The organism is Paenibacillus artemisiicola (genome assembly GCF_017652985.1).
Classification (GTDB): domain Bacteria; phylum Bacillota; class Bacilli; order Paenibacillales; family Paenibacillaceae; genus Paenibacillus_Z; species Paenibacillus_Z artemisiicola.
In genome coordinates this window covers 108,863-119,924 of record NZ_JAGGDJ010000004.1, presented here as the reverse complement: position 1 = coordinate 119,924, position 11,062 = coordinate 108,863, and the positions used below count along the sequence as shown (strand labels likewise).

The window sequence follows — 11,062 nt, the reverse complement described above, 5'->3', positions numbered from 1 at the left end:
CAGGGATTTCCACCCGGAATCTCGTATTCAATTACGCAGAAGAATTAATCGCGGCAGCCGTGGAGAGCAGCGTGACGCTAGACTAAGAGACGTGGGTGATCATTTTTGTTTCTGTTTGACTACATCGTGAATCTTTCGATTTTTTCGCTCTTGGTCAGCGCGCCGTTCGTGATCCGCTCGTTCATCAATCTCAGGCCGCTGAAGCATCCGCACATATGGATCGGCCTCTACGGAGGCGCCGTCGCAATCGTGCTCGTTCTGCTGGCCGTGAAGCAGCAAGGCTACGTTTACGATATCCGCTATGCCCCCGTCATTTTGACGTTTGCTTATCTCGGCCCGGTGTCGGGCTTGATTACCGCGCTGTTCGCCTTGTCCATCCGATTGCTGACCAGCGGAAACTGGTTCCCCGCCATCGGCGGCTGGGTGTTCATCATGACGGTCTTCACCCTGCTGCACGCGTACTTGTCCCGGCGCCGGCTGGCCCCGTTCAAGCGGAGCCTGGTCCTGTCCGGCGCGTACGTCGTGCTGTACTTGTGTACCGTGGCGACGTTCCGGATTTTGGTGAACAAGCCGCTTTTTCACGTGCAGTATTTATGGTTCGTCATCCTAGGCGTCCTGCTGGGCGGAGTGCTGATCGAATCGCATGAGCGGCTGCGCCGGATCATGGCCGAACGAAGCGACATGGAAGCGTCGCTGAACGCGAGCGAGTACCAATACCGGCTCATTGCCGAGCATACGTCCGATCTTATTATGGTGCTGGATCCCGACCGCGCGATCCGGTATCTCTCGCCTTCGCATGCTTTCGTGCTGGGCTATCCCGATCTGACGCAGGATTGCGCGACGCTCAACCGGGTCATCAACCCCGAGGACGCGAAGATGTTCAACCAGACCGTCGGCCGCATCCTGGCGCGGAAGACGGCGCAGTCGATGGAAATCCGGTTCCGGCACCGGGACGGGCATCTGATCCCGTTCGATTCCCTATGCAAGCCGGTCGAGGGGAAAGGCGGACGGATCGAGCATATCGTCATTATCAGCCGGGACATCTCGGAGCGCAAAAAAGCGGAGGCGTTCTTGCTGCAGTCCGAGAAGCTGTCCATCGTCGGAGAGCTGGCGGCGGGCATCGCCCACGAAATCCGCAATCCGCTGACGACGATCAAAGGGTTTCTTCATCTGTACAAGCTCGAGAACCCCGCGATGAAATACGGCGATCTGCTCCGGGACGAATTGGAACGCATCGAGATCATTACGAGCGAGCTGCTCTCGATGGCCAAGCCGCAGGCCGCCGCGTACACGGTCGCGAACGTCAGGGACGTCATCGAGCAAACGCTCGAATTCTTGACGCCGCAGACGCTATTGCACAACATCGCGTTCATCCGCGATTACCGGGGGGAGCATTTTCCGGTGACGTGCGCGACGAATCAATTAAAGCAGGTGTTCCTCAATATCTTGAAGAACGCGATCGAATCCATGCCGGGCGGCGGAGACATCCGCATCGGCCTACGGCTGGAGGAGAACGGGGAGTGCCTCGTCTCGATCGAGGATCAAGGCTGCGGCATTCCGGAGGAGCATCTGCAGCGGCTGGGGCAGCCCTTCTACAGCTTGAAAGAGAAGGGGACGGGGCTCGGCCTCATGATCAGCCATAAGATCATCAAGCAGTATCATGGCCGCATCGCCTACCGGAGCAAGGTCGGCGAAGGCACGCGAATCGACATCTGGCTGCCGGTCGGCGGCTGATGCCGGGTGGCGGCGGTAGCCGGGTCCGGAGTCGGGTCCGGGGTCAGGTGGCAGCTGAAGCCAAGCGGCGCCGCGATTCCGTTCGTGGCTTTACTCGGGCCGCCGCGCCGCCCGCTGTTCGCCGGAAGGGGGCTCTTTCGCTTGCGGAGCCATGCCTAACGCCCGCAGCGGGAGCAGGAGGATCGCGAATAAGGACGAGCGCTTCTTCGGTATAGCTGCTGCCTGCGTCCATTTCCACGCGTGTTTATCGAATTCCCGAAGCTCCCGATTTTTGAAGGCTATCTGTTTCTCGTGCCAATAGGGATGATTCATCATGCGCCTCACGTTCCTTTCGTGTCGCCGTACTTGAACGGACAGCCGTTCGAACGTGATTCATTATAAAAAAAGAAGTATGACAGCAGCGTGTCATACTTCCTCGTAGCGGCCCAGCATGGCCGCTATTTTCTTTTTCATCCGCTGCCGCAGCGACGGCGGTTCGAGCACGACCGCGTACTCGCCGAAGCAGAGCAGCTTCTCGATCAGCCACTCGGCATCGATCGGTTCGACGATGGTGAGCGTAAGCGTCCCGTCTTCGTGAAACGTCTTCTCGTCCACGTAAAATTCGTCCAGCACCCGGGCGGACGACCCGGCCGCGAAGCGGATGACGGCATGCTCGACCTGCTCATGCCCGAACCCGCCGCCGGGGAACATCTCATCCATGCGGGTTTCCGGGTGCGGCTCGAAGACGTCGGGCAGCTCGGCCAGCTCCGACATTCTCGTGAGCTTGAACACCCGATAGTCGCGGCGCGTCCGACAGTAGCCGTACAAGTACCACGTGCCGTACTTCATCACCAGGCTGACCGGTTCGACGGTCCGGTCCTGATGCTCGTCCTTGGCGTTCATATACCGGAAGCGGACGACGCGGCCGGCGTTTATGGAAGCGCGAATCGCGCGGAGAAGCGCGACATAGGCTCTCCAGCTGCCGAGATCCATCCGGAGGCTCGGAGCTCGGCCGTTGTCGGTCTGCACGGTCTTCAGACGCTGAATCGTCTCCTGCGCCCGCTCGTCCTGGAAGACGGTCGACGCGCTGTCGAGCAGGGTGATCAAGGAGGCGATGTCGTCGGAGCCGAGCAGACTCTTGTCCATCTTGTATTCTTTCATGATCCCGTAGCCGCCGTTCGCGCCTTGATAGGAGACGACGGGAATGCCCGCCGCGCAGATCGCCTCGATGTCCCGGTAGATCGTCCGTTGCGAGACGCCGTATCTGTCCGCCAATTCCGCCGCCGACACCACCTCGTGATTCAGCAGCCTGTAGATGATGGATAACAAGCGTTCCAGCTTCACGATTGCATACCCGCCTTTGGAAAAATTCGTATTCCGCTTCTATGATCGTAGACGAGCGAAGGACAATCATCAAGCCTTATTTGGCCAAGTCCGTCTACGAATGGGTAGCATAGATCCCCCCGCCCCCGTGAGTGAAACTAGTCGCATCGAATTTACAAAATCCATAAATTGGATCTCATGCTTGAAGAAGGGAATGGTAGGGGGACTCGCGAATAGCCTGCGGGAAAGATATTTTGAGAGGCGGCAAGCCTCTTGGGAGGGTACCTATGGCGCGCCGTCCAATCGTCTTGATACACGGCTATTCGGGGAATGGCGAATCCTTTCGCGCGTGGGTCGATAAGCTGATCGCGCGCGGTTATGACCGGCAGGCGGTGCATGTCTGTTCCTACGAGACGCTGACCAACGAGGTGACGATTCCGGACATTGCCGAGGCGTTCGACCGGGCGCTCCGGGAGCGGATCGGCCTGAAGGCGGACGAGCCGTTCGACGCGATCGTGCATTCCACGGGGATGCTCGTGCTCCGTTCTTGGCTGACGGTGTACGCGACACGGCGAGACCGGCTGAAGCATCTGGTCGGGCTGGCGCCCGCCACGTTCGGCTCGCCTCTGGCCCATAAGGGCAGAAGCTGGCTGGGCGGCGTATTCAAGGGACGCAAGGAGATGGGGCCTGATTTTCTCGAGGCCGGCGACCTTGTGCTGGATGCCCTTGAGCTGGGAAGCCGGTTTACTTGGGACCTGGCCGAAAAAGATTTGTTCGGCGGCGTGCCGTACTATGGTCCGCACGGGGATACCCTGTACGTGTTTATTTTCTGCGGGACCGAGGGATACGGCGGCATCAAGAAGCTGATCAGCGAGCCGGGGACGGACGGAACCGTGCGCCGGGCGGGCTGCGGGCTGAACGTCCGGAAGATCAAAGTGGACCTGACTTTGAGCGCGCCGGAGCAGCGAATCGCCTTTTCGGCGTGGAGCAACGCAGATATTCCGATGGTGCCCGTCGCGGGCTTGGATCACGGTTCGATCCTGTCCAAGCCGACGGAAGGGCTGGTCGACATGGTGCATGCCGCCTTGGGCGCCGAGGACGGGCAGGCGCTCGCGGACTGGACGAAGGACGCCGATCGCCGGACCCGCGACGTCTTGAACGGGCTGACCCGATGGCAGCAGTTCGTCATTCGGGCCCGGGACGAGCGGGGCGACCCCATTCGGGATTATTTCATTCAATTGGAGGGCAGGCGCAAGCAAGGGCGGGCCGAAGCGTTGGAATCGTTCGATTTGGACGTGCATACCTATGGCGGCGACGCCAGCCTGCGGAATTTCCACGTCAATCTGGACGAACTGGACCCCGAGTCGCTGCAGAGCCTGTCGCTGAAGGTGATAGCCTCCTCCGGCTCCTCGCTCGTCGCGTACTACGGATACGTGAGCGCGGACGCGGCGGCGGCGGAGCCAGGGAACGAAGGAACCTGGCAGGCCGAGCTGGATCTATCCGGCTTGCTGGGCGAACGGGAGGTCAAGTTTTTCTATCCGTTCACGACGACCCTGATCGAGCTGAAGCTGAACCGGGAGCCGCTTCCGCTCACGGGACCCAATCACGTCTGCAGGTTCATCGAGACGAAGTGACCGCGACTTTTATTATAGAAGGCCCTCTGGGAACCGCTCGTCCCGGAGGGCTATTTGTTTGGATTGGATGGAATAAACATTCCGAAACAGCTTGACGCTCGATAAGAACCGGACTATACTGACTATGGAACAAACATTCCAAACATTCTTAAGGAGGCATCATGATATGTCGAAGGTATGGCTGATTACGGGAAGCTCGCGCGGTTTCGGACGAAGTCTTGCGGAAGCGGTGCTGGCGAAAGGCGACCGGCTCGTCGCGACGGCCCGCAACACGGATCAAATCGCCGACCTGGCGGCACGCTACGGCAGCCGGGTTCGGGTCGTGCAGCTGGACGTGACGCGGTACGAGCAGGCCGAGGCCGCCGTCAATGCCGCGTTCGAAACGTTCGGACGCCTGGACGTCCTGGTCAATAACGCCGGTTACGGCAACGTATCCGCCATCGAAGAAACGTCGCTGGACGACTTCCGCGCGCAAGTGGAGACGAACTTATGGGGCGTCGTGAACGTCACGAAAGCCGCGCTGCCGTCGCTGCGGGAGCAGGGCTTCGGCCACATCGTCCAATTCTCGTCCATCGGCGGCCGCACGGGCGCGCCGGGCCTCGCGCCTTACCAGGCGGCGAAGTGGGCGGTGGAAGGCTTCTCCGAGGTGCTGGCCAAGGAAGTCGCTCCGCTCGGCCTGAAGGTAACGCTGATCGAGCCGGGCGGCTTCCGCACCGACTGGGCCGGCACCTCCATGCGGCACGTCGAGCCCGGCGAAGCGTACCGCGACACCGTCGGCGGCTTGCTGAAGCATCTGCGCGACGCGACCGGCAAGGAGAACGGCGATCCGGACAAAGCGGCCCAAGCGATCCTCGCGATCGCGGACGAAGCGAATCCGCCGCTCCGCCTCCTGCTCGGCAGCGACGCCGTGGACATCGCGAATGCCGTGGATACGGGCAAATTGGCCGAAACGAAGCGGTGGGAGCCGCTCAGCCGTTCGACCGATTTCGCGGCGAAGACGCTGGATCCGGCCGTAACGCGCATGTACGACGAGTTCAACGAACAAGGATGAAGCCTTGCCTTGAACGGCGAAGCCGCGCATATTCGGCCGGCGGAACGTCCATCCTAAGCCAAGCGGCAGTTCCGTACGGCCAAGCGAACCACAACAAAACCGGATATAACGGGAAGGAGTTCCATCGATGACGCAGATCTCCGCGGATAATCAAGTGCTTACGCTAATCAACGTGTTCACGGTCGAACCCGCGAATCAGGACCGCCTGGTCGAACTGCTCATTTCGGCGACGGACGTGTCGGTCCGGTACGCGGACGGGTTTATTTCATGCAGCCTCCACCGCAGCTTGGACGGAACGAAAGTAACCATGTACGCGCAGTGGAAGAGCGAAGAGCATTACCAGGCGATGCGGGACGACCCGAAGCCGCTTCCGTACCTGCAGGAAGCGATGAAGATCGCCGCGTTCGAGCCCGGCAAGTACGAAGTCGTCAAAACGTTCGAGCATGCAAAGGCATGAAGCGCGGTTAAGCCAACCGTAACGGTTAAGGCGCGAATCGCCGGACGTTTCCCATAGGGTATCCAAAGGGGATTCCATTCCGTCGTCAGACGGAATGGAGTCCCTTTCCGCGTTTGGCGGGAGGGTTTTCATGCAGCTAATCCAGAATCGGAATTTATATTCCATTCCGTTCGAAGTTTCATCCTTAGGCGAGCGGCGTTTCAGCGGGATAAAAGTGGAATATTTGTTCTGGCAAGCCGACGCCGGAAACAATCCTCGACATGCCTGTATCGTCGCCGCGTGAACCTGGTATATAATCGGAACTAACAGGGGACCGGTGACATCGCGATCGGAAGATTGCAAACGCTTACCCCGAACGCCATCTCGGAATGGTCATCAACAAGGAGCGTGAATGGAATGAATGCCAAGTACGCGTTCGACGACGTCGCGAGACTTCCTCTGCCCGGGGACAACTGCGCCGTCGCGATTCGCCGGCTCGACGCCGGCACTGTCTTGGAGCACGAAGGCGGGACCATGACCTTGGATTATACGGTGATGGAGGGCCACCGCTTCGCGGTGAAGCCGATCGCGGCCGGCGAGGAACTGTTGTCTTGGGAATTGCCGTTCGGCGCGGCGCTGCTGCCGATTCGGCCCGGCCAATATGTCATCAACGAAACGGTATTGGAGGCGCTTGGCGTGCGCCAGCTGAAGTTCGCGCTGCCGGCGGCGCCGAATTTCGCGGACCGCGTCGCGCCGTACGTGCTGGACGAAGCCGGCTTCCGGCCCGCTCCGGCGGCGCCGTCCTACCCCGATACGCGGACGTTCATGGGCTATCGCCGCAGCGAAGCCCGCGGCGTGGGCACGCGCAACCACGTGGTCCTGCTCGGCGCCACCTCCCGCACGGGCAGCTTCGTGAAGCAGCTCGCCGCCCGTCTGCAAGCGGACCTGAAATCGTATCCCCATATCGACGGCATCGTCCCGGCGGCCCATACGGAGGGCGGCACCGAGAACCCGAACAATCTCGACGTGCTGCTGCGGACGCTCGCCGGATTTATCGTCAACCCCAACGTCGGCGCGGTGCTGGTCGTGGATTACGAGCGGGAGCCCGTCACCAACGCCATGGTGGAGCGGTACATGCGGGAGCATCGTTATCCGATCGACGACGTGCCGCACCGTTTCCTTTCGCTCCGGAGCGGGTTCGAAGCGGATTTGGCGGCGGGCGAAGAGATCGTGCGCGGCTGGCTGCCGGCGGTCAACGCGACCGAGCGCACGCCGGAATCCATCCGCCACTTGAAGATCGGCCTGCAGTGCGGCGGCTCGGATGCGTTTTCCGGCATTTCCGCCAATCCGCTGCTGGGCTGGCTCTCGGAAGAATTGGTGCGCCATGGCGGCGCCGCCAGCTTGGCCGAGACCGACGAATTGATCGGAGCGGAACCGTACGTGCTGTCGAAGGTGAGCAGCGTGGAGACCGCCCGCAAGTTTTTGGCGCTCGCGGACCGCTTCAAGGAGCGCGCGTCCTGGCACGGGGCGAGCGCGGAAGGCAATCCGTCCGGGGGCAATATGTACCGCGGCCTATATAACATTTATCTGAAGTCCATCGGCGCGGCCCGCAAAAAGGATCCCGTCACCCGGCTCGACTTCGCCACGGAATACGGGGAGCGGATGACGGAAGGCGGCTTTTATTTCATGGACAGCCCCGGCAACGACCTCGAGAGCATCGCCGGGCAGGTGGCGGCCGGCTGCAACCTGATTTTCTTCACGACGGGCAACGGCTCGATCACCAACTTCCCGTACGTGCCGACGGTCAAGGTCGTCACGACGACGGCCCGCTTCCGGCTGCTGGCGGGCGATATGGACGTGAACGCGGGCCGTTACTTGGAAGGGACGCCGATGGAGGAGCTCGGCCAAGAGGTGTTCGAGCACACTGTTCGCATCGCTTCCGGGCAGCGCAGCGTCGGCGAACAGGCGGGCCATGCCCAAGTGCAGATCTGGCGCAACTGGCAGCAGAACGACGCGAGCCGGCTCGAAGCCCTGCTCCATCCCTCCGCGCCGACGGGAGAACCGATCGCCATCCGGGCGGATGCCTCGTCGCCGGCTTCCGCTAACGTCACGTTTGACTTCACGCGCAGCGCGGAAGGGACGTCCAGCGATGCCATCGGCTTGATCTTGCCGACGAGCCTGTGCGCCGGCCAGGTCGCCCAGATGATCGCGCAGCGGCTGAATCAAGCGGGCGTCGGCCAGCCCGAGGTGTCGCGCTACGTGGCGCTGGCGCATACGGAAGGCTGCGGCAATTCGGGCGGACAGGCCGAGGAGCTGTACGCGCGCACGATGATCGGCTACATGACGCATCCGATGGTGAGGCATTGCCTGCTGCTCGAGCATGGCTGCGAGAAGACCCATAACGACTTCATGCGCCATCGGATGGAGGAGACCGGCGTGGACGCGAGCCGGCTCGGCTACGCCAGCATACAGCTCGACGGCGGCATCGCGAGCGTGACGCGCAAGGTCGAGGAATGGTTCGCCGAACGGGCGGCGGCGGACGAACCGGCCGCGAAGGCGACGGTCGGCCTGGAAGGGCTGCGGGTCGGCCTCATGAGCGACGGTCCGGTCGCGGAAGAAGCGGGCGAGCAGCTGGCGATGCTGACTCGGCTGATCATCGGCGCGGGCGGCGTGGTCGTCGTGCCGCAGAACAGCGGCCTGCTGGCTTCGGAGGCGTACGGCGGCCGATTGTTCGCCGGCTCCGGCGTCATGCCTTCCCTGGCCTACGGCGAGCAAGTCCGCCGGCGCGGCTTCCACGTCATGGAGACGCCGACCGAGCATTGGGTGGAGACGGCGACGGGCCTCGGCGGCACGGGCGTCGAGCTGATCCTCGCGCTGGCCGGACGGCGCCCGATGCAGACGCATCCGTTCATTCCGATGCTGCAGCTCGCGCCGGAATCGGCCGATTCGCTGCCGTATGCGCAGGATTTGGATCTGCTCCTGGACGGAAATCCGGAGACATGGGGTGCGCGCATCCTCGAACTGAGCAAGCGGACCTTGCAGCACGAGTTCACGCCGCGCCTCTACCGGCAGGGCAACGTGGATTTCCAATTCACCCGCGGCTTCTTGGGCGTGTCGCTGTAGCCGCCTGCGGCTGATACTCGGCGCAAACGGACTCAATCGACGCTCTCCTTCTTTTCTTATTAGGCTGCCGACCCTTCGGCAGCCTTTTTTGCCGCGGCGAAATGCGACCGGCGATCGGTGTAAGCCGCGCGAAGGGGCAGCGCGCGCCGTAAGAACAAGCGAAACCATCATAATTCAATGACTAACAGTAATAATATATTGTAAAACGATAAATGGTATGGTACATTCAAAGCGATCAATCGAAACGAGGTGCATGGAATGGAACGAGGAACGACCTTCTTCCTGAGGGCGACGGTGGTCGCGATCGGATTGGCGATCTTGGCGATCTGCGCGTGGGGGCTGCCGCTCGTCATCGGCGACTTGGCCGATACGTTTCCGGCGTATATGCTCTTGCCCGTCTTGATAATCGCGTACGCGTCGGCGATTCCGTTTTTTTATGCCTTGTATCAGGCTTTGCGGCTGTTACGTTTCATCGACCGGAACCACGCGTTCTCCGAACGCTCCGTGCAGGCGCTGAAGCGCGTCAAATATTGCGGCTTCGCCATCTGCGCCTTGTACGCGGCCAGCCTGCCGTTCCTGTATCTCATGGCGGAGAAGGACGACGCTCCGGGGCTCATCGTGATCGGCCTGGTCATCGCGTTCGCTTCGCTGGTCATCGCGGTCTTCGCCGCGGTGCTGCAGCAGCTGCTGAAATCCGCCGTCGATTTTAAATCGGAACTCGATTTCACGGTCTGAGGTGATCCCATGGCGATGATTATTCATATTGACGTAATGCTGGCGAAACGGAAAATGAGCGTGACCGAGCTGTCGGAGCGGATCGGCATCACGATGGCCAACCTGTCGATTCTGAAGAACGGGAAGGCGAAAGCGATCCGCCTGTCGACGCTGGAAGCGATCTGCAAGGCGCTCGACTGCCAGCCCGGGGACCTGCTGGAATACCGGCCGGACGAAGGCCCGCAAGATGGGTAGCTTCGATCCCGTTGCCCGGCGCCGCGGGGGTGAAGCCAAGTTCGCGCGGCCGCTGGCGCAGCTCTTGGTATTCGGGTATCATCAGGCGATGAGCTGCATCTTCCCCGTGGCGATCTTCGGTACGCTGGCGTTGTCCAGCCTTGTCCAAGCGCCGTTCGTTCACCGGTACGATCTGATCCTCCTCGCGCTGCTTGCCGTGCAATACCTGATGTACCGCAGCGGCCTCGAGACGCTCGACGAAATCAAAGTCATCTGCGTCTTCCACGTGATCGGGCTGCTGCTCGAAATCTACAAGGTCGGGATGGGGTCGTGGTCGTACCCGGAGCCGGGGTATACGAAGCTGCTCGGCGTGCCGCTCTACAGCGGATTCATGTACGCGAGCGTCGCCAGCTACATGTGCCAGGTGTGGCGCCGGCTGAGGATGGACATGACCGGATGGCCGGGGCTTGTTCCCGCGCTGGCGCTGGGCGGCGCCATTTACTTGAACTTCTTCACGCATCATTTCATCCCGGACGTCCGCTGGTGGCTGACGGCGCTGGTGGTGCTCGTCTTTTGGAAGACGCGGATCGTCTATCGGGTCCGGAGCCGTACGTATCGGATGCCGTTGACGGTCGCCTTTTTCCTGGTCGGTTTCTTCATCTGGCTGGCCGAAAACATCGCGACGTTCTTCAATGCCTGGAAATATCCCGATCAGCATGAGGCATGGCGGCTGGTGAGCTTCGGGAAGATCAGCTCGTGGTTCCTGCTCGTCATCATCAGCGTCATCATCGTGGCGCAGCTGAAGCACGCGAAAGCCAATCGGACGCCATAGAA

Annotated in this window: 9 protein-coding genes; 8 read left to right on the top strand and 1 reads right to left on the bottom strand. The window is 61.3% G+C overall.

The features are described from left to right. Positions 1–105 precede the first annotated feature (105 nt). Positions 106–1,734 carry an ATP-binding protein gene (locus tag I8J29_RS08965; RefSeq protein ID WP_208847276.1) on the top strand — a complete coding sequence of 543 codons (1,629 nt, stop codon included), beginning with the start codon at positions 106–108 and terminating at the stop codon, positions 1,732–1,734. A 405-nt stretch (positions 1,735–2,139) separates the two neighbouring features. Here I8J29_RS08965 and I8J29_RS08960 read toward each other — a convergent pair whose 3' ends face one another. Beyond that, complete coding sequence (locus I8J29_RS08960; protein WP_208847275.1) at positions 2,140–3,057, bottom strand: helix-turn-helix transcriptional regulator; 918 nt, start codon at positions 3,055–3,057, stop codon at positions 2,140–2,142. 266 nt (positions 3,058–3,323) lie between these two features. Here I8J29_RS08960 and I8J29_RS08955 point away from each other — a divergent pair, with 266 nt between their 5' ends. From I8J29_RS08955 to I8J29_RS08925, 7 genes are all read left to right on the top strand, one after another. Continuing rightward, a complete protein-coding gene (locus tag I8J29_RS08955) occupies positions 3,324–4,670 on the top strand; it encodes an esterase/lipase family protein (RefSeq protein ID WP_208847274.1) in 1,347 nt (448 codons plus the stop codon). A 166-nt stretch (positions 4,671–4,836) separates the two neighbouring features. Beyond that, positions 4,837–5,721: an oxidoreductase gene (locus I8J29_RS08950; RefSeq protein WP_208847273.1), complete on the top strand. Its 885-nt coding sequence runs from the start codon at positions 4,837–4,839 to the stop codon at positions 5,719–5,721. A gap of 127 nt (positions 5,722–5,848) precedes the next feature. Then, entirely contained in the window at positions 5,849–6,178 is a 330-nt protein-coding gene (locus tag I8J29_RS08945; RefSeq protein ID WP_177222183.1) for an antibiotic biosynthesis monooxygenase family protein, read from the top strand. 396 nt (positions 6,179–6,574) lie between these two features. Then, positions 6,575–9,280: a UxaA family hydrolase gene (locus I8J29_RS08940; RefSeq protein WP_208847272.1), complete on the top strand. Its 2,706-nt coding sequence runs from the start codon at positions 6,575–6,577 to the stop codon at positions 9,278–9,280. Positions 9,281–9,538: 258 nt separating this feature from the next. Further along, positions 9,539–10,015, top strand: coding sequence for a DUF2975 domain-containing protein (locus tag I8J29_RS08935; RefSeq protein WP_208847271.1), 477 nt, complete (start codon positions 9,539–9,541; stop codon positions 10,013–10,015). Between the two features lie 9 nt (positions 10,016–10,024). Beyond that, the gene (locus I8J29_RS08930) at positions 10,025–10,249 is read left to right on the top strand and encodes a helix-turn-helix domain-containing protein (RefSeq protein ID WP_090642026.1); all 225 of its coding nucleotides are present in this window, start codon (positions 10,025–10,027) and stop codon (positions 10,247–10,249) included. Next, on the top strand, positions 10,242–11,060 hold the full coding sequence (locus I8J29_RS08925) for a DUF817 domain-containing protein (protein WP_208847270.1): 819 nt from the start codon (positions 10,242–10,244) through the stop codon (positions 11,058–11,060). Before I8J29_RS08930 ends, I8J29_RS08925 begins: the two co-directional genes overlap by 8 nt. Positions 11,061–11,062 lie beyond the last annotated feature (2 nt).

Bases quoted from the DNA above. Each gene is read 5' to 3' on its own strand.
- I8J29_RS08950 (WP_208847273.1), top strand. From the start codon at position 4,837: ATGTCGAAGGTATGGCTGATTACGGGAAGCTCGCGCGGTTTCGGACGA.
- I8J29_RS08930 (WP_090642026.1), top strand. From the start codon at position 10,025: ATGGCGATGATTATTCATATTGACGTAATGCTGGCGAAACGGAAAATG.
- I8J29_RS08945 (WP_177222183.1), top strand. From the start codon at position 5,849: ATGACGCAGATCTCCGCGGATAATCAAGTGCTTACGCTAATCAACGTG.
- I8J29_RS08925 (WP_208847270.1), top strand. From the start codon at position 10,242: ATGGGTAGCTTCGATCCCGTTGCCCGGCGCCGCGGGGGTGAAGCCAAG.
- I8J29_RS08935 (WP_208847271.1), top strand. From the start codon at position 9,539: ATGGAACGAGGAACGACCTTCTTCCTGAGGGCGACGGTGGTCGCGATC.
- I8J29_RS08955 (WP_208847274.1), top strand. From the start codon at position 3,324: ATGGCGCGCCGTCCAATCGTCTTGATACACGGCTATTCGGGGAATGGC.
- I8J29_RS08940 (WP_208847272.1), top strand. From the start codon at position 6,575: ATGAATGCCAAGTACGCGTTCGACGACGTCGCGAGACTTCCTCTGCCC.